This is a genomic window from Sporichthya brevicatena, assembly GCF_039525035.1.
Classification (GTDB): domain Bacteria; phylum Actinomycetota; class Actinomycetes; order Sporichthyales; family Sporichthyaceae; genus Sporichthya; species Sporichthya brevicatena.
In genome coordinates this window covers 1-17,635 of record NZ_BAAAHE010000002.1, presented here as the reverse complement: position 1 = coordinate 17,635, position 17,635 = coordinate 1, and the positions used below count along the sequence as shown (strand labels likewise).

General features: G+C 67.8%; 18 protein-coding genes. 11 read left to right on the top strand and 7 right to left on the bottom strand.

The features are described from left to right. The first annotated feature begins 2 nt into the window (after nucleotides 1-2). Genes ABD401_RS00720 through ABD401_RS00710 form a run of 3 tightly spaced genes read left to right on the top strand, consistent with a single transcriptional unit; the run spans nucleotide 3 to nucleotide 1,839 of the window. Complete coding sequence (locus ABD401_RS00720) at nucleotides 3-344, top strand: carboxymuconolactone decarboxylase family protein (protein ID WP_344600529.1); 342 nt, start codon at nucleotides 3-5, stop codon at nucleotides 342-344. Continuing rightward, a complete protein-coding gene (locus tag ABD401_RS00715; RefSeq protein WP_344600527.1) occupies nucleotides 341-1,123 on the top strand; it encodes an SDR family NAD(P)-dependent oxidoreductase in 783 nt (260 codons plus the stop codon). The genes ABD401_RS00720 and ABD401_RS00715 overlap by 4 nt, the downstream gene beginning before the upstream one ends. Next, complete coding sequence (locus ABD401_RS00710; protein WP_344600525.1) at nucleotides 1,123-1,839, top strand: FadR/GntR family transcriptional regulator; 717 nt, start codon at nucleotides 1,123-1,125, stop codon at nucleotides 1,837-1,839. The genes ABD401_RS00715 and ABD401_RS00710 overlap by 1 nt, the downstream gene beginning before the upstream one ends. On the opposite strand, the gene ABD401_RS00705 is transcribed toward ABD401_RS00710, so the two are convergent. Then, entirely contained in the window at nucleotides 1,836-2,687 is an 852-nt protein-coding gene (locus tag ABD401_RS00705; RefSeq protein WP_344600523.1) for a MaoC/PaaZ C-terminal domain-containing protein, read from the bottom strand. The genes ABD401_RS00710 and ABD401_RS00705 overlap by 4 nt on opposite strands. A gap of 135 nt (nucleotides 2,688-2,822) precedes the next feature. Between ABD401_RS00705 and ABD401_RS00700 the strand changes: the two genes are divergently transcribed. The 7 genes from ABD401_RS00700 to ABD401_RS00670 are packed head-to-tail and all read left to right on the top strand — an operon-like array spanning nucleotide 2,823 to nucleotide 9,960. Further along, entirely contained in the window at nucleotides 2,823-3,926 is a 1,104-nt protein-coding gene (locus ABD401_RS00700) for an LLM class flavin-dependent oxidoreductase (RefSeq protein ID WP_344600521.1), read from the top strand. A gap of 36 nt (nucleotides 3,927-3,962) precedes the next feature. Then, entirely contained in the window at nucleotides 3,963-4,187 is a 225-nt protein-coding gene (locus tag ABD401_RS00695) for a hypothetical protein (protein WP_344600519.1), read from the top strand. A 12-nt stretch (nucleotides 4,188-4,199) separates the two neighbouring features. Further along, entirely contained in the window at nucleotides 4,200-4,973 is a 774-nt protein-coding gene (locus tag ABD401_RS00690; protein WP_344600731.1) for an alpha/beta fold hydrolase, read from the top strand. After that, nucleotides 4,970-6,010: an alpha/beta hydrolase gene (locus ABD401_RS00685; protein WP_344600517.1), complete on the top strand. Its 1,041-nt coding sequence runs from the start codon at nucleotides 4,970-4,972 to the stop codon at nucleotides 6,008-6,010. Before ABD401_RS00690 ends, ABD401_RS00685 begins: the two co-directional genes overlap by 4 nt. After that, a complete protein-coding gene (locus ABD401_RS00680) occupies nucleotides 6,007-7,515 on the top strand; it encodes an AMP-binding protein (RefSeq protein ID WP_344600515.1) in 1,509 nt (502 codons plus the stop codon). Before ABD401_RS00685 ends, ABD401_RS00680 begins: the two co-directional genes overlap by 4 nt. Before the next feature lie 56 nt (nucleotides 7,516-7,571). Continuing rightward, nucleotides 7,572-8,717 carry an acyl-CoA dehydrogenase family protein gene (locus tag ABD401_RS00675; protein WP_344600513.1) on the top strand — a complete coding sequence of 382 codons (1,146 nt, stop codon included), beginning with the start codon at nucleotides 7,572-7,574 and terminating at the stop codon, nucleotides 8,715-8,717. A gap of 43 nt (nucleotides 8,718-8,760) precedes the next feature. Continuing rightward, nucleotides 8,761-9,960 carry a DUF445 domain-containing protein gene (locus ABD401_RS00670; RefSeq protein WP_344600511.1) on the top strand — a complete coding sequence of 400 codons (1,200 nt, stop codon included), beginning with the start codon at nucleotides 8,761-8,763 and terminating at the stop codon, nucleotides 9,958-9,960. Between the two features lie 10 nt (nucleotides 9,961-9,970). On the opposite strand, the gene ABD401_RS00665 is transcribed toward ABD401_RS00670, so the two are convergent. From ABD401_RS00665 to ABD401_RS00640, 6 genes are all read right to left on the bottom strand, one after another. Next, nucleotides 9,971-10,678, bottom strand: coding sequence for an ABC transporter ATP-binding protein (locus ABD401_RS00665; protein ID WP_344600509.1), 708 nt, complete (start codon nucleotides 10,676-10,678; stop codon nucleotides 9,971-9,973). Beyond that, nucleotides 10,675-11,493: an ABC transporter ATP-binding protein gene (locus tag ABD401_RS00660; RefSeq protein ID WP_344600507.1), complete on the bottom strand. Its 819-nt coding sequence runs from the start codon at nucleotides 11,491-11,493 to the stop codon at nucleotides 10,675-10,677. The genes ABD401_RS00665 and ABD401_RS00660 overlap by 4 nt, the downstream gene beginning before the upstream one ends. Continuing rightward, a complete protein-coding gene (locus ABD401_RS00655) occupies nucleotides 11,490-13,424 on the bottom strand; it encodes a branched-chain amino acid ABC transporter permease (protein WP_344600505.1) in 1,935 nt (644 codons plus the stop codon). The genes ABD401_RS00660 and ABD401_RS00655 overlap by 4 nt, the downstream gene beginning before the upstream one ends. Continuing rightward, nucleotides 13,421-13,834: a hypothetical protein gene (locus ABD401_RS00650; RefSeq protein WP_344600503.1), complete on the bottom strand. Its 414-nt coding sequence runs from the start codon at nucleotides 13,832-13,834 to the stop codon at nucleotides 13,421-13,423. The genes ABD401_RS00655 and ABD401_RS00650 overlap by 4 nt, the downstream gene beginning before the upstream one ends. A gap of 110 nt (nucleotides 13,835-13,944) precedes the next feature. Continuing rightward, on the bottom strand, nucleotides 13,945-14,298 hold the full coding sequence (locus ABD401_RS00645; protein ID WP_344600501.1) for a hypothetical protein: 354 nt from the start codon (nucleotides 14,296-14,298) through the stop codon (nucleotides 13,945-13,947). A gap of 42 nt (nucleotides 14,299-14,340) precedes the next feature. Beyond that, a complete protein-coding gene (locus ABD401_RS00640; RefSeq protein WP_344600499.1) occupies nucleotides 14,341-15,633 on the bottom strand; it encodes a hypothetical protein in 1,293 nt (430 codons plus the stop codon). A gap of 348 nt (nucleotides 15,634-15,981) precedes the next feature. Between ABD401_RS00640 and ABD401_RS00635 the strand changes: the two genes are divergently transcribed. Continuing rightward, nucleotides 15,982-17,487, top strand: a complete 1,506-nt coding sequence (locus ABD401_RS00635; protein ID WP_344600497.1) for an ABC transporter substrate-binding protein — start codon at nucleotides 15,982-15,984, stop codon at nucleotides 17,485-17,487. Nucleotides 17,488-17,635 lie beyond the last annotated feature (148 nt).

Genomic DNA, 17,635 nt, shown 5'->3' with positions numbered 1-17,635 from the left:
CCGTGTCCGACGAGGAGTTCCGACACCCCTCGCACTCCTATCTGGCGGAGGCGGCACCGGAGTTCTTCGAGCGCTACGACGCCGTCGTGCGGATGGCCCTCGCTCTCGACGGGGACGAGGGCCTCGCGCTCCCCCACAAGTACCGCGAGCTGATTGTCATCTGCATGCTGGCGCTGTTGCGTGCTCCCGAGGACGCGATCGCCAACCACATCGGCCGGGCCCTGGGGGCCGGCCTGTCCGAGGCGGAGCTGGTGGAGGGACTGCAGGCGGCATTCGTGCCCGGCGGAGCTCCCGTCCTGATGCATGGCATCCGATCGCTCGTCAGGTATCGGGAGGGCGCATGAGAGGTCTGGACGGCAAGGTTGCGATCGTGACCGGCGGGGCCCGGGGTATGGGTCGCGCGATCGCGGAGCGCCTGATCGAGGAGGGTGTCCGGGTGGTGGTAGCCGACCTCCGGGACGAGGAGGCCACCAAGGTCACCGCGTCACTCGGTGGTCGGGCGCTCCCGCACCACCTCGACGTCACCGACCCCGGCGGGTGGGCGGTCACGGTCACCGCGGCGGTCGAGGAGTGGGGCCGGCTCGACATCCTCGTCAACAACGCCGGGATCTGCCTGAGAACACCACTGGCCGACGACGACCCGACGACGTCCGCATCTGCGTATGCCCAGGTGGTGGCCGTCAACCAGACCGGCCCCTTCCTGGGGATCCAGGCCGTTGTTCCCGCGATGTCCCGGAGCGGCGGCGGCTCGATCGTCAACATCTCCTCGATGGACGGCTTCGTCGGTGTCCCGGGCATCAGCGCGTACATCTCGAGCAAGTTCGCGATGCGCGGGCTGACCAAGGTGGCGGCGCTGGAACTCGCCCCACACCGGATTCGGGTGAACTCGGTACATCCGGGCTACATAGACACCCCCATGCTCTCCGAGGCCGGTCTCGACGCGGCTTCCCTCGATCGCTGCGCCCAGCAAATACCCTTGGGCCGTGTCGGCTCGGTGTCGGACATCGCCGCTGCGGTCGCCTTCCTGGCGTCCGACGACAGCGCCTACTGTTCAGGCACCGAGTTGCTGGTGGACGGCGCTCTGCTGGCAGGGCGACGACTGGCGGGAGAAGGGTTGCACTGATGGCGCGCGGCAACACGACGAGTGAGGCGCGTCTGAACTTCTCGGAGCCCATCGTCGTGAAGTCGGTGCCCGACGAGATTCAGCACAAGATCCTCTCGCTGCTGTCGGACCGCAAACTGCTACCCGGCGACCGACTGCCGGCCGAGCGGGAACTGGCCAGTGCGCTGCGGGTGTCCCGCACCACCCTGCGGGACGCGCTGCGGGGTCTCGCCGCCCGCGGCGTCCTGGAGTCACGCGCAGGATCGGGCTGGTACGTCCAACTCGATGCCAGCAGCATCGATGTAGCCATTGCCCTGCACTTCGAGCTCTCCGACCTTGCGGTCGACCAGATCCTCGAGGTGCGGCGGGCCTTCGAACCCGCGGTGGCCTACCACGCCGCGACGGGACGCACCGACGTCGAGCTCGCACGCATGCGCGAGTTGATCGAGGCGATGGAGCATCCTGACAGCGGGGACACCTACCTCAAGCTCGCGGACGAGTTCCATCTGCTCGTGGCCACGGCCACGCACAACCCGTTCTTCCTCATGGCGTTACGCCCGGTGGTCGACCTCATGAGCCAGACCCGCCACGCCGACCCGGCCTGGGAGGGCAAGGCCTCGCAGACGGAGCACCGGGAGCTTCTGGCAGCGCTCGAGGCCCAGGACCCGGAGCGCGCCGCCGCCGCGATGGCCACGCATCTCGGCGGGGCGATCACCCGCTCCTGGGTCGGTCGCTAGACCACCACCTCGAGGACCCCGTTGGTCAGCACCGGCCTGTCGCCGACGCTCGACGTGAACAACAACCGGTCACCGTCCTCCCACACCGAAGTGGTGAGGACGTCGCCCGGGGTGACGATGCCGCTGAAGCGGGCGCGGTAGGCGCGGACACGCTCGACCGCGCCGCCGAGCGCTGCGTCGACAACGGCCTTGCCGACGACGCCGTAGCTGCACAGTCCGTGCAGGATCGGGGCCTCGAACCCGGCCTTCCGGGCGAACTCGGGATCGGCGTGCAGCGGGTTGAGATCACCGGAGAGCCGGTAGAGCAGCGCCTGCGCCGGGTCGGTGGATGAGCGCAGCGTGTGATCCGGGGACCGGTCGGGGACCGCAACCGTCGTGTCGGGCCCGGGCTCCCCGCCGAACCCGCCCTCACCTCGAAGAAACATCGTGAGCCGGTTGATGAACTGCACCTGCCCGTCCTCGTCCGCCGAGTTGACCTCGAGGACCACGAGCGCGTTCTTGCCCTTGTCCCACACCTCGGCTACCCGCGTCGTCGACGTCACTGACCCGCGTTTGGCGATGGGGCCGTTCACGCGTACTTCGTGCTCGGCGTGCAGCAGCCGGCTCAGGTCGAAGTCGATACCGGGGAAGTCGTTCGGGTCGCCGATCGCCTTGAGCCCCGGCACCACCGCAAAGGTCGGCAGGACGGTGAGGCCCTGCTCGTACACGTACCGCAACTCCGCCGGGTCGGTCGGTCGCTCCCGGCCGGCCCCGAGCCCGAGTTGATACAGGATCACGTCGGTGGCCTGCCACGTCGTCCGGACCGGAGCGGCCTCGGCCCCCAGCGCCTTCTCGGGGTCGATCGGCATGCGTGGTTCTCCTTCTGTCGGGGTCGCGGGGAGAGTCCTACTCTCGTTGACAAGATAGCGCTACTTCAATAGATTGGTTGGACCAGTGGTCCACACAACCAATGAAGCAACACCGGTCCAACCAAGGAGTCCGCCGTGAAGATCGCCCCGCTGTTCCTCGCTCCTACGCCGGACCCGACCAAGTCCTTCGTCGAGCGCTACGAGGAGATCTACCGCCTCGTCGAGTACGCGAACGAAGCACAGATGGAATGCGTGTGGTTCACCGAGCACCACTTCTCGGACTACGGCTACAGCCCGAACCCGCTGATGATGATGGCCGAGGCCGCCCGGCGGGCTCCGGATATTCGCCTGGGCGCCGCGGTGGCGGTCCTCCCCCTCTGGCACCCGGTCCGGCTCGCCGAGGACATCGCGTTCCTCGACTGCGTGAGCGGGGGACGCGTCGATATCGGCATCGGTCGTGGTTACCAGCCGCTGGAGTTCGCGGTGTTCGGGGCGGATCTGGCCAACAACCGCGGCATGTTCGCCGAGTCCCTGAAGATCATGAAGAAGTGCTGGACGGAGGACGACTGGTCCTTCGAGGGCAAGCACTGGCAGATCCCGGAGACCACGGTCTTCCCGCGTCCTGTCCAGAACCCGATTCCGTTCTGGATGGCGGCCACGACTCCGCCCTCGATCCGGGGCGCCGTCGAGATGGGCTACCACCTGTGCACCGGTACCGGGGCCCTGCTGGACGAACTCGAGCAGCGCAATGCATTCATCGACGCCTGCTTCGACGAGCTCGGCCGGTCATCCGAAGGCATCCACCGCTCGGTGAACAAGTTCATCCTCTGCACGAACGACCCGTCCGAGGTGGACCTGGCGATCCGCGAGTCGAAGTGGCAGATCCGGGTGTCGCGTGACCTGACCAGCGGCACCAACCCGCCCGGCGGCCGGAACCCTGCTCCCCCGTTCAAGGGCGAGCCCAACGACGAGATCTGGAAGCAGCGTCTCATCGTCGGCACCCCCGAGGAGTGTCTGGAGATCATCCGCGCGCACGCCGAGGTGGGCATCAGCTACATCAACGCCCTGTTCGACTTCGGTGGCGTTCCGCACGACGTCGTCCAGCGCTCGATGAAGCTCTTCACCGAGGAGCTCATGCCGGAGATGGAGAGCATCAAGCCGCGCGTCAGCACCCCGGAGGAGCGCGCCGCCAATGCGGAGGTCTTCGTCAACCGCGGCGATCGCTACACCGGCGTCTGATCCGCCATCAACTCGGAGAGTAGGAGCGAGACGCAGGTGTCGAACCGTTTCGGTGAGGTGGTCACGCGGGCATCCCAGGAACCGGGGTTCCGCGGCAAGATGGTCTGGTTCCCGGAGAAGGTCATCCGGGAATACGAACTCGACGAGGCGGAGGCTCGCGCGGTCCGCACCGGGGACTACAGCGAGCTGCCGCTGTCCGACGAGATCCTGGCGCTCGCCAACCAGGTCTTCGATCTCCACGACCTGCACGCCGGCGAGTAGCACAGGTCGTTGGTGCACGCGACCGGCAGCTGGACGGCCGGGCTAGGCGAACTCTCCTATCGACGGGAGGGCGACCCTGCCCGGCCATCGGTCGTTCTGATCCACGCTGTCGGTACATCCACGCACCTGTGGGACGGCGTCATTCCGATCCTCGCCGCCGAGGTCGACGTGGTCGCGATCGACCTGCTCGGTCACGGGGCCTCCTCCGACCCGCGCCGAGATCTGACCATTCCGGAGCACGCCGACGCAGTCGCGGGACTGGTCGAGCACCTGGGGATCGACCCGGTCACCCTCACCGGTTGTTCACTCGGCGCACTGATCGCGCTGGACGTGGCGGCCCGTCGTCCCGGGTTGGTGTCATCGCTGGTCCTCAACGGCTGCCCGGGATGGCACCTGGAGTCGCAGCGCACCGAGCGCCTGATCTCGATCGCGGAGCGCCTGGGACCGTCCGGCCGGCCCGGCCCGGACTTCGGTCTGGCCGGCACGGCCCGCCCACCCAGCGCCGAGGTCGCCGCCCGCCGGATGGAGGACCTGCAGCGTTGCGGTCGCTGGTTCCTGAGCTCCTGGTGGGCCATGGCCGCGTTCGACCCCGTCCCACGCCTCGAGCACATTCGATGCCCCACGCACCTTGCGATGGGCGAATCGGACTTTCACCTGGCCACGAGCTCGACGTTGACCGAGGGCATCAGCGACGTCCGGCTGTCGGTCATCCCCGGCGCCGGCCATCTCACCCCGTTCGACGATGCCCGGGCGATCGCGCGGCTGGTACTGGACAGCGTGCGATGATCCGTGGCCTCGCCCTCACCGTGGTGACGGCCCTGACCGCGTCGCTGGCGCCAACGGCGGCCCAGGCTTCGACGCCGACAACGCAGTGCCGGCAGACCCAGGTGCCGGTCCAGGTGACGGGCACTCAGGAGCAGTTGTCCGCCACTCTCTGCGACCCCGGGGACGCAGGAACGGTTCTCGTTCTGTTTCCCGGCGCCTCCTACGACAGCAGCTATTGGGACTTCCCGGTCCGGCCGCGCACGTACTCGCAGGTTCGTTCGCTCACACAGGCGGGCTTCGCTACCCTCGCCCTCGATCCGTTCGGGAACGCCGACAGTTCGGCCCCGCTGAGCCCTCGCCTCAACGCATCGGTCGAGGCCGCTGCGCTTCATCAGGTGGTCAGCGCGCTGCGTGAAGGACGCGTGGGCCGGGCGTACTCGCGTGTGGTGCTCGTGGGGCACTCGCTCGGGTCCACGATCGTCGCCCTGACCGCCGCGCGGTACGACGGCATCGACGGTGTGGTGCTGACCGGGCTCCTCCACCGCTTCGATCCCGTCGACACAGTTGCGTTGTTCACCCGCGGATTCGCGCCGGCCGCGTCCGACCCCAAGTTCGCCGATCGCGGCCTTGACCCGGGCTACCTGACAACGGTTCCCGGTGCCCGCGCCCGGTTCTTCAACGCGCTCACGACCGAGCCCGACGTGCTCGCTGCCGAGGAACTGACCCGCGGGGTCTTTCCCGCGACCGATGTTCCCGATGCGGGTGTCCTCATCGAGTTGCTGCCCACGACGGGGCTCATCGACGTTCCGGTCCTGCTGGCGGTCGGCGAGGCCGATCGCATCATGTGCGGGACGCCGCCGACCGGCACCGACTGCTCGAGCGCCGCGACCGTCCGGTCCGCCGAGGCTCCTTGGTTCTCGGCCGCGGCCCGGCTCCAGGTCTTCGTCCTCCCCGGGGCGGGTCACAGCCTGACGACGGCGCCCGGCACGCGGCAGTATCAGCGCGCGGTGATCGACTGGGCGCGCTCCTACGTCGAAGCCGACGGGGGGGTGCGATGAACGCGTCGGTCGGCGTTCGTGGTCTGGCTGCCCACGCGGCGGCGACGCCGCATCGCCTCGCCCTCGCCGAGCCGGCCACGGGTCGGAACAGTACGTTCGTCGAGCTGCACGAGGAATCAACCCGGCTGGCCCACGCCTACCTGCGCCTGGGAGTGCGTACGGACGCCCCCGTGGCGGTGATGCTCCCGAACTCGATCGAGTTCTTCGTCGCTGCGCAGGCAGCCGCGAACGCGGGCGCGCCCTACGTGCCGGTCAACTGGCACCTCAAGGCTGACGAGGTCGCCTACATCCTGCGGGACTCCGGGGCCGCGGTCCTGGTCACGACCCCGGACCTGGTCCCTCTCGTTCGATCGGCCCTGACCGAGGTGCCGCACTGCACCGTCATGACCACCGACGACCTGCCGGATGTTCTGGCCGGCGAGACCACGACGCCGCTGGCGGGGTGGCCGGTCGCGCGCTGGATGTACTACACATCCGGGACCACGGGCCGGCCCAAAGGGGTCGTGCACGGCGGCTTCGACCCCAAGCTGATGGCCGCGTTCGAGAATGCGATCGCCGACCTGTGGGACCTGACCGCCGCCGACAGCTACCTGCTCGCCGGACCCGCCTATCACGCCGGGCCGGGCGGGTACGCCGGGACGACTCTGTACGTCGGCGGCACCGTCGTGGTGATGCCGCAGTGGGACGCGGCCGAGGCGTTGCGACTCGTCGGGGAGCACCGGATCACGGTGTCGTTCCTGACGCCCGCGCATTTCATCCGGTTGCTGGACCTCCCTGGGTCGTGCTGGCGCCGCGCGGACCTGACCAGTCTCCGCCTGATCGTTCACGGCGGCGCGCCGTGCCCGCCCGCCGTCAAGCGTCAGATCATCGACCTTGTTCCCGGCGAGGTTGCCGAGGTGTACGGGGGCAGCGAGGGCGGCGGCACCCGGATCTACTCCCAGGACTGGCTCGCCCACGAGGGCAGCGTCGGGACGGCCTGGCCGGGCAGCGAGATCCGCATCCTGGATGAGGCCGGTCGGTCCCGGCCCGTTGGCCAGGACGGCCTTGTCTATCTGAGGACTCCGGCGCCCACGCGTTTCCACTACCACCGCGATGCCGACAGGACGGCGACGGCCTGGCATGCCGACGCGTTCACTCTCGGCGACATCGGTCACCTCGACGCCGACGGCTATCTCTATCTGACCGGGCGTTCCGCGGACCTTCTGCTCTGGAACGGGACGAACATCTATCCGCGCGAGATCGAACTGGTCCTCGAAAGCCACCCCGCGGTGGTGGACTGCGTCGTGGTGGGCCGCCCGAGCGAACGGGAGGGCGAGATCCCGGTGGCCGTCGTCGAGCTTCGGGAGCCCACGCCGGACGACGAGCTGACCCGCCACTGCCGCGCTGGACTTGCCGATTTCAAATGCCCTCGCGAGTTCGTCCACGTCGACGCGATCCCGCGCGACCCGAACGGCAAGGTCCGCCGGCACGAACTGACTCGCGAACTGTTCGCGTCCACCGACTAGCGACCAGGACCTCCGATCCGCCGCGAACCTCATGCCGAGGGCAACAGGGAGCACCCATGCACAGGACTGTCTTCGACCCGGACCACGAGGCGTTCCGGGCCAGCGTCGCCGAGTTCGTCGACCGTACGATCCGTGGCCAGGCGGACAAGATCCGCAGCGAGCGTCTGATCCCCCGCGAGGTCTGGCGCGAGGCAGGACGACAAGGCTTCCTCGGGCTGGCCGTTCCGGAGCAGTTCGGGGGCGGCGGGAGCACGGACTATCGCTTCAACGCCGTGCTCATCGAGGAACTGGCCAAGCAGGCCGTCGCGTACGCGTCCTCGCTCGACATCCACGCCGGGATCGTTGCGCCCTATCTGGTCGAACTGGGCACGGACGAGCAGAAGCAGCGGTGGCTACCGCGCTTCTGCACCGGCGAGCTCATCACCGCCATCGCCATGACGGAGCCGTCCGGAGGTACGGACCTGGCGGCCCTACGGACCTCCGCGGTCCGCGACGGCGGTGACTGGATCCTCAACGGCGCGAAAACCTTCATCACCAACGGCGTCGGTGCCGACCTGGTCGTCGTCGCCGCGAGGACCGGACCCGAACCGGGTGCGCGGGGCATCACGCTGTTCGGCGTCGAGTCCGGGATGCCGGGCTTCGACCGTGGACGCAAGCTCGACAAGGTCGGACAACACGAGGCCGACACCGCTGAACTGTTCTTCGCCGACGTGCGGGTACCCGACAGCAACCGGATCGGCGAGGTCGGGGCCGGATTCACGGCCATGATGAACCGACTCCCGCAGGAAAGACTCGGGTGCGCGGTGATGAACATCGCCAACGCGGCCCAGATCCTGAGCGAAACGGTCACCTACGCCCGCGAACGCTCCGCGTTCGGCCAGCCCATCGGCTCCTTCCAGCACAACAAGTTCGTTCTCGCAGAACTGGACACCAAGGTCGAGGTCACGCAGGCCTTCGTCGACTCGTGTCTCACGGCCCGCTCCACCCATGCGCTCGATCCCCTCGACGCAGCCAGGGCCAAGTGGTGGACGGCACAGGTCCAGAACGATGTGCTGGACACGTGCGTCCAACTGCACGGCGGATACGGGTACATGGACGAGTACCGCGTCGCGCGCGCGTGGACGGACGCCAGAGTCACCAAGATCTGGGCCGGTTCCAACGAGATCATGAAAGAACTGATCGGTCGTCGGCTCGGGCTATGACCCCGTTCACCCGTAGGCGAATCCCCACGTCGCGGAGGTCCCCGTGCCCGCGTGGGTGATCTATACCTCCATGCCCCTGATCGCCGCTGCGATCGGCTACATCACCAAACGGGTCGCGGTCGAGATGATGTTCCGGCCGCTCACCTTCGTGGGGATCCCCCCGGCCCTCGGCTGGCAGGGGGTCATCCCCCGGTACGCCCCCCGAATGGCGACCACGCTCACCGACATCATGCTCTCCCGCCTGCTCACCACCCGGGAACTGTTCGAACGCGTCGATGCGAAGCACCTCACGGCGCAGCTGCAGGAGCCGATGCGCCGGACCATCGACGAACTGACGCGCGAGTTCATGACGCGACATCAGCCACTCGTCTGGGAGTCGATGCCCGAAGTCGGGCGCAAGGCCGTGATCTGGTCCGTCCAGCGGCAAGCACCGAAGATGGTCGAGCGCCTGGTCCTCGACCTGCAGCGCGACCCGGACAAGATCATCGACCTGCGCGCGGTCGCGGTGGACGCCCTCACCCGTAACCCCGCCACGTTGGTGAAGTTGCTCCGCCAGATCGGGACGAACGAGTTCACGTTCATGATCCGGATCGGAGCACCGTTCGGTCTGGTCCTCGGCGCCGTCCAGGCCGGGGTCTGGTACTACACGCACAACACGTGGATCGTTCCGATCTTCGGTGCGTTCGTCGGCCTGGCCAGCGACTGGCTGGCGCTGCAGATGATCTTCCGGCCCGTGCAGCCGAGGCGGATCGGCCCGGTACGGCTGCAGGGGGTCTTCCACCGCCGGCGCGTGCACGTCATCAACGACTACTCGCGACTACTCGCCGAGGAGATCCTCACGCCCGCCAACCTCATCGACGCCATGCTTACCGGGCCGCAGGCGGACCGTCTTCTTTCGCTGATCGAACGCGAGGTCGACTCCGCCGTCAACGCTCAGATGGGCCTCGCGAAGCCGCTGGTCGTCCTGGCCGTCGGCGGACGTCACTACCAGCAGATGCGCGAGGACATCGTCCACTCCGCCGTCGCGCGTATGCGCGGCGCCTTCGACGAGGTCGGTGCGTACGCAGCGGAAGCCCTCGACATCAGCGGAGTGATCAAATCCAAGATGAGTCAGATGACCGACGAGGAGTACGAGAACCTGCTCCGTCCAGCGTTTCGCCAAGCCGAGTGGAAACTCGTCGCTGTCGGCGGGCTTCTCGGTTTCCTGATCGGTGAACTCCAGGTGCAACTGCTCCTGAAGTGATTCGGGGCGATCAGGCCCCGACCATCTCCTCGCCGAGGTAACGCTCGAAGATGTCCGTCCCCTGCAACTCCGACGGATCTCCGGCGAACATGACCCGGCCCTTCGCAAGCAGGTAGACATAATCCGCCAGCGCCAACGCCCGGGCCACGTACTGCTCGACGATCAGCAGGCTGGTGCCCTCGGCCACGAGCATCTTCAGGAAGTGGAAGATCTCGTCGACGATGACCGGGGCAAGGCCCATCGAGACCTCATCGAGGAGCACCAGCGGCGCCTTCTGGGCGTACGCCCTCGAGGTCGCGAGCATCTGCTGTTCGCCGCCGCTCATCGTTCCCGCGATCTGGTTCAACCGCTGTCCGAGCCGAGGAAACGCCGAGATCGCACGCTCGATGGCATCGGAGTCGTCCCCCGGCCGCTGGAACAGTCGAAGGTTGTCCCGCACTGTCATCCCGGGGAAGACCGAGCGACCCTCGGTGATGTGGCACATGCCATGGCGCACGCGCCAGTCCGGCGATCGGCCAGTCACCTCGGCGCGGTCGAGGTAGACCTGACCGGAGCGGGGTGTCAGCAGGCCGGACGCCGTCGAGAGCAGTGTGGTCTTGCCCGCTCCGTTCGGACCGAGCAACGCGACCACGCGCCCACTGGGCACGACCAGGTCGACATCGCGCAGCGCGACGGTGTTGCCGTAGGCGGTGGTGATTCCCGACAGTTCGAGCCTCACGACGTTGCCTCCGCGCTTTCCCCGAGGTACGCGGTGCGAACGGTTTCGGAGTCGCGGACCTCTCCGGGCGAGCCAGTGAAGATGAGGTTCCCGAAATCGAGCACGTAGATGTACTCGCACAGCTGCATGACCAGGCTCATGTCGTGCTCGACGAGCAGAATCCCGGTCCGCTCGTTCATCACCGAGCGGAGCACCTCACCGAAGCGTTTGGTCTCCTCCTCGTCCAGACCGGAGGACGGTTCGTCGAGCAACATCACCTGGAAGCCGCCCGTGAGTACGCGGGCCAGCTCGACCAACCGCTTCTGCCCGATGGAGAGCATCCCCACCGGGCGGTCGGCGATGTCGGCGATGCCGCACCGGTGCAGCGCCTGCTCGGCGGTCTCGATGATCTGGCGCTGCTGCGCTCGCGCACCACCGAACTGACGGAGCGGGTTGCGGCCGATCGTGCGCGCTTCGAGACCGAGCGCGACATTGGTCAGGACGTCCATCGCCTCGCACACCTCCACACGCTGGAAGGTGCGTCCGAGGCCCCGTCGCGCGCGTCCACTGGCACCGATGCGCGACACATCCGACCCGAGCAACGAAAAGGTCCCGTTCGTGGGCTTGAGCAGGCCACTGCATGCGTTGAAGGTCGTCGTCTTGCCCGCGCCGTTCGGTCCGATCAGGCCGGTGACGCGCCCGAGCGGAGCGTCGAGGTCGACCTTGGACACGGCCACATGACCGCCGTAGACAACCCGGACGTCGCGAACGGCCAGTCCCTCAGGCAACCCGTGCTTGTCCGCGGCGACGCCGACACTCTCCGCAGCAACAGTCATGATCGGCTCCCCGTCAACTCACGCGCCGGCTCGCGCGCCGGCCGGGGCACTTGCGCGCGGTCCCGCACCGGGCTCCGAGCAGCGCGATGTTCGGTCTCCCGCGCCGCCGAACCGAACCAACTGACCAGCTGGGGGCGGCGCGCCAACACGAGCGCGGCGCCCATCGCAAGCAGACCGAACATCAGGGACTGCTTGTCCTGGGTGAGTTCGTTGACGTAGCCCGGCAGGACGGCGAGCAACAGCGCCGCCAGGATCGGCGAGATCAGCACTGAGGTGCCACACAGAACCAGGACCGTCAGCAACAGCAACGAGTTGATCGGCGGGAACGTGGTACCCGACACCGAGCCGTACTGAGTGACCATCATGGCGCCCGCGATGCTCGCGATGAACGCCGAGAGGCAGAACACGATCAGGCGGGTGACCGGAGTGGACAACCCGTGGGTGTTGAGCATCGTCGGGGCCTGCGCCATCGCCCGCAGCACCCGGCCCAGGCGGCCGCGCGAGACCGCATACGTGATGCCGAATGCCACGGCCGCGATAGCCAGGTACAGGTAGTACAACTCCTTGTCGTTCGAGCCGTCCAGGAAGGCCCAGTCCGGCCGGGGTGAGCTGATCGTCGGATCGCGACCGAACATCAGCTCGCTTTGGAAGACGACGCTCTGCATGAGGATGCCGAAGCCGAGGGTCACCAGTGCGAGGTAGATGCCGGACAGTCGGATTGCCGGGATCGCGATCAGCGCGCCGACGGGAACCGAGGCCAGGCCGGCGATGAGGAGGGCCAGCAGCCACGGCACGTCGCGGCCGACCAGGTGCGCCATCGTGGTGGCGCCGAGCGCGGCGAACGAGAGCTGGCACAGCGAGATCTGCCCGGACAGCCAGACGAGCAGGGCCAGCGAACTGAACAGCACCGCGTAGGTCAGCGCATTGATCCAGACGGGCAGGTAACTGCCCACGAACTGCGGCAGGGCGATCAGGAGAGCCGCCGCCACCGCGATCACCGCAAGGTTGGTGTTACGGCTGTACCGCTTGGGAGCCGATGCGAGCTGCTGGAAGGACAGCTTCTGCTGGGGCAGCTTGCGCGCCGGGATCACCAGTAGCGCGATGATCAGGATGACGAACGGCATCGAGGAGGGCAGACCGCTCCAGGGCGCGGAGTTGAAGTACTTGGTCGAGACGCTGGACGCGACCCCGACCACGAGCCCGCCGGCGAAGGTGAGCGGCAGGCTGCTGAATCCACCGATCGCGCACGCACCGAAGGCTTGCACGACCAGGAAGGTGAGCAGCGCCGCGTCCAGGCCCAGGGTCGGCGCGAGCAGGATGCCGGACACAGCAGCGAACGAGGATCCGATCATCCAGGACACGTAGCGGATACGCGAGGGCCGATCCCCGGACAGCGAGATCAGGGTCGGATTGTCGACGACCGCGCGCATCGAGATGCCGAACCGTGTTGTCCGCATGAACACGTAGAGGCCGATGGCGGCGGCCAGCGCGATGCCGGCCGAGATCAGCTGGGCCTGCGTCACGAGCACGCCGGAGATCTCGTAGCTCTTCTGCGGCAGGAACTGCGGGAAGAGCCGCTGCGTCGCGCCGTACTGGACGAACAGGAAGCCGGTGACGCCGAGGAAGACCCCGACGGTCAACGCAACGGAGATGATCTGGGGCAGGCCCGCAAAACGCATGGTCAGCCGGTCCAGCACCAGACCACCGACCACGCCGAAGAGACCCACGGTGACAAGAGCCGCGAGCGGCCACGACCAGCCGTGGTTCACGTGCAGGCTGTAGAAGCTGTAGGTGGCGGCCGCTGCGATGGCGCCGTGGCCGAAGTTGAAGACGCCTGAGGTCCGGTAGGTGAGGACGAGCCCGATACCGGCCAAGCCGTAGAGGGACCCGGACACCAGGCCGAGGACGATGTAGGGAGCGAGTTCACTCATGGTTCGCACACCTCGCACGCGGTGAGGTCGGCCTGGGCGAATTCCCCCTGCGAGCCGCGCACCGTGGGTTTGCCGACGGCGAGCGGACAGCCCGGCAGGTGGTAGTGGCTCATACCCTCGGCGGCGACGACGACGCCCACCGGAAGGGACACCCCCTCCTCAGGCCGGAGCTCCGGTGCGAGAGGCCGCGTTCCGGTGAACCGCGGAACCTGCCCGAGCAGATCGACCCGCACCGCGGCGACGGTCCGGCGGCCACGGAGAACGTGCAGCGCGTTCGCGGCCCCGAGCACGATCAGCCCGGCTATGCCGACGTTGAGCCAGTCGAGCATGTCTCCCGTGTGCGCCTCACCGCTGCCTTGATACCAGGAGAACCCGATGACCACGCCTCCGAGCGCATTCAGCGCGACCACGACCGCCAGATGTCGGGGACTCCACAGCGGGTCCTTGGTGGTGGCCGTGACCCGTGCAGCCCGCGACCGCGCGCTCCGAGCTCCGGTTTGCGCCACGACGTGAGTCGCCATCAGATTGATGAGTGAGCGCCGGCCCGGGTTGCCGGGGCGGGTCGGCCCGCCGACACCTCGACCCCGTCCACACCCGCCAGCGCCGCGACGGCATCGCCCAGTTGCTCGCTGATCTCATCCAGCTTCCGCCACTCGTCCCGCAGATCGGCCGAGAGCCACAGGGTCGCACCGACACCCAACGCCATCAGTCCGAAAAGTCCACCCGAGGCCAGGTACGGGATCTGTTGCGTGGCCAGCGCCGAGTCGCTGATCCCCACCCATCCGAGGAGGAACAGGACACCGGCGATCACGACCAAGGCGACCGCAGCGGCGCGGTCCCATTGGTGCCGGAGCCAGCGAACGAGGTCGTTCATGGTGTTCCCATCTGATCGGACGGTGCAATGACCGAGGACGGCTTATCCCCAGCGGCGGATGACGACGGCACTCGCGCCGGCGACCGCGGCACCGAAGACCACCATCAGGTACAGCCCGTTGATGTCCCAAGCGCTGCTCAGGTCACCTCCGGCGACGGCCGGGACGAAGTTCTGCGTCGGCACCTGCGCCGGCAGCGCCGCAGCATCGGGCAGCGACGCGGACGGGAGGAAGCCGGCTGCCGCGTCGAGCCCGGGGACCGGCAGGGTCGAACCCGGCGCAGCGGAGCCGTCGACCCCGACCGGGACCGCACCTGCTCCAGCGTCGCCGCTCCCGGCCCCCGTGGGCTGGGTTCCCTGCAGAGACGCCGTCGCCAGACCGAGGTTGATCGTGTACGTTCCGGGCCCCGTGGTCACGCCGGGCAGCTCCAGCGGCCCGGTGATCTGGATCGTCGGCGCGGTGATCGAGGTCGGAGTCTTCTGCGCGGCGACGACCGTCACCTGATGACCGGTGCCGGCCATGAACGCGGCGAAGGCTTCATTGATCTGCTGCGGGCCCTGGCCCGGTGTCCCGGTGAAACCGCGGTCGGTGAGCCCGACGGGCAGTCCACCGATCTTGACCCCGGACATCTCCATCGAGCTGCTCGGCGTGACCAGACCGCTCGGATCGAGTTTCTGGCTGGCGACCGACCGGATCTCCCCGAAGCTGATCGGACCTACGGCCAGGCCCTGGATGACGACCGTCGAGGTCGAGACCACACTGCCGTCCAACTGCTTGTTCACGGCGGCGCGCGACGTCACCAGCGCGACGTTGCCCAGACCGGCGGGTTGAAAGCCGGCCGAGGCGAAGGACTCGCTGGAGGTGGAGTCGGTGCTGGAGGTCAGCTTGTAGGGACCGGCGCCGATCTCCTGCTCAGGAGTGGAGGAATTGGTCGTGACCGCCAAGGGGTACGCCGGTACCTCGAACGGGACGGGGATCGGTGGGAGCCCGGCAGCGCCGGCCGAGAAGAGACCAGCTCCCAGGCCCGGCAGAGTGGGGAGGAATCCACCCGGGTCCGGGAAGGTCGCGTACCCGCGCCCGCCTTCGAAGGAACTCAGTACCGCCTGCGCCGTCGGCCCACCGCCGTCGAAGGGCGTCGAGGTGCCGATGAAGCCGGGCAAGGTCTCCGTAATCTGCACCCCGGTGGCGGCAGCGGCCGCGTTGAAGGCCGGGTTGGCCGCATCTGCAGCCGGAGCGGTGGCCGAGAGGAACGCCCCGATGCTGACCGGGATGACACCAGCGACCGCGGTGCGTCGCATCAGCGTGCGGCGCCCACGCGCGCGATTCGATTCGGACACGGGATTTCTCCTCACCACCAACAGGACCATTGGTTGGACCACTTGGTACTCGGAAGCGTACGCGGGTCGATGCGACGTGGCAACGGGCCGCGTCGCCCCTCTCGGAGTCGACCGAGCCCTCGCCGCCCGCAACTGAGCACCATTGAACCCGAAATCTGGTGGCCGAGGTCACAAATAGGTTGCTGGGAGGAGATTATTACTTCCTTGTAGGGGAGGATCCTGCGGGGCCGATCGGAGCTCGACGGGGGTTGCGGCGCTTGACACCTCAGCCCCGAGACGTAGCATCGACCTCACTATTGGTCTATTGGACCGACCAATTTTTGCGAGCCTCGACGATTTGGCGACCACATGACTTCGACGGCGAAGTTCGTAGCGGCCCTGACCGCCACGACCCTTCTGATGACTGCGTGCGGTAACCGGCTCGAGGAGACCGAGCTGATGCAGGCCCAGCGCGGGGAGGTGGCCGGCGCCGTCGCCAACGCGGGTTCCGATCAGACCGGCGGCGTGGTCGCGGGCGCGGTTCCCGGCGCGGTGGACACGCCGACGGGCACCAGTAACGCGGCCGCCGGTGCCGCTCCCGCGGCGACGACGGCACCTGGTGCCGGGTCCGCCGGCATGCCGGCGAGCGGCGCCGGTACTACCAACCCCGGAACCACCAACCCTGGTGGCGGCAAGCCGGGTCAGAACAAGGGCGGCGGGACCTCCGGAGCCACCAGCCCGGCCGCCTGCACGGGGTCGTCGTCCACCATCCATATCGCCTCGATCGGACAGCAGTCGGGCGTCATCGGCGCGGTGGTGCAGGACGGCCCCCGCACCGTGGCTGCCTGGGCCGCGATGATCAACGCCAACGGCGGCCTGAACTGCCACCCGATCAAGTACACGATCGCCGACGACGGTGGCGACCCGGCCAAGCATCAGGCACTGGTCCAGCAACTCGTCGAGCAGCAAGGGGTGAGCGCCTTCGTCTACACGGTTGCTCCGATCACCGGTGGCGCATCCAAGGACTACCTGACGAAGAAGCGGATCCCGACGATCGGCAGCACCACCACGGAGTCCTGGTTCTACGAGAGCCCCATGTACTTCCCGCAAGCGACGTCGGGACCCGACATCTTCGAGGCGACCTTCGCGTCGGTCGCCGGCGTGGCCGCACCCAAGAAGAAGATCGCCACTATCAGCTGCATCGAGGCTGCGCTGTGCTCCGGCGTCTATGCCCTGGCGGAACAGTTCACCGAGCGCCACGGACTGGAACTGACCTACCGCGGCCAGGTCTCGATCACACAGCCGGACTACACGGCTAGCTGCCAGAACGCGAAGACCTCCGGTGCTGAGGTCTTCTACGTCGGCACCGACACGGCATCCCTGCAACGGGTCGGCCGATCGTGCCAGAGCATCGGCTACAAGCCGGTCTTCGCAACCACCCACGTGGTCGGCGCGCCGTACCTGGTGAAGGACGCCACCATGGAGGGCCTCATCGTCAGTCAGTCGGTGATCCCCTGGTTCGCCACCCAGAACCCCGAGGTCAAGCGCTACCAGGACACCTTGGCCCGCTATGCCCCAGGGATTGCGCCGAGCGCCGCCTCGATCATGGGGTGGGTCGCCGCTCAGGTGTTCGCGAAGGGACTGAGCGGCGCGCCGACGACGAACCTGACCCAGCAGCAGGCCAGTCAGGCACTGCTGGAAGGGCTCTGGAAGATCAAGGATGACGATTTCAACGGCACGACCGCGCCGCTGACCTTCAAGAAGGACCAGATCGCCGCGAAGCGCCTGTGTTACTGGTCGGTTCAGATCAAGGGCGGGAAGTTCATCAGTCCTGACAACTTCAAGCGCAACTGCGCGGCCCCCCGAGCCTCGTAACGATCGGGCGGTCTGCATATCTGCTTGAGTGCAGTAAGCCTTACCAGTCCGGGGAACTGACGATCAGTTCGCTCAACGGATGTGGGTCAGTGGCGACGGCCTGCTGGAGCAGGCGGTAGAAGAGCATGCCGCGGGCGCTGGAGTTGCG

Excerpts from the sequence above, each read along its gene's own strand:
- ABD401_RS00685 (WP_344600517.1), top strand. The coding sequence starts at position 4,970 with ATGATCCGTGGCCTCGCCCTCACCGTGGTGACGGCCCTGACCGCGTCG.
- ABD401_RS00635 (WP_344600497.1), top strand. The coding sequence starts at position 15,982 with ATGACTTCGACGGCGAAGTTCGTAGCGGCCCTGACCGCCACGACCCTT.
- ABD401_RS00705 (WP_344600523.1), bottom strand. The coding sequence starts at position 2,687 with ATGCCGATCGACCCCGAGAAGGCGCTGGGGGCCGAGGCCGCTCCGGTC.
- ABD401_RS00645 (WP_344600501.1), bottom strand. The coding sequence starts at position 14,298 with ATGAACGACCTCGTTCGCTGGCTCCGGCACCAATGGGACCGCGCCGCT.
- ABD401_RS00655 (WP_344600505.1), bottom strand. The coding sequence starts at position 13,424 with ATGAGTGAACTCGCTCCCTACATCGTCCTCGGCCTGGTGTCCGGGTCC.
- ABD401_RS00660 (WP_344600507.1), bottom strand. The coding sequence starts at position 11,493 with ATGACTGTTGCTGCGGAGAGTGTCGGCGTCGCCGCGGACAAGCACGGG.
- ABD401_RS00710 (WP_344600525.1), top strand. The coding sequence starts at position 1,123 with ATGGCGCGCGGCAACACGACGAGTGAGGCGCGTCTGAACTTCTCGGAG.
- ABD401_RS00675 (WP_344600513.1), top strand. The coding sequence starts at position 7,572 with ATGCACAGGACTGTCTTCGACCCGGACCACGAGGCGTTCCGGGCCAGC.
- ABD401_RS00680 (WP_344600515.1), top strand. The coding sequence starts at position 6,007 with ATGAACGCGTCGGTCGGCGTTCGTGGTCTGGCTGCCCACGCGGCGGCG.
- ABD401_RS00715 (WP_344600527.1), top strand. The coding sequence starts at position 341 with ATGAGAGGTCTGGACGGCAAGGTTGCGATCGTGACCGGCGGGGCCCGG.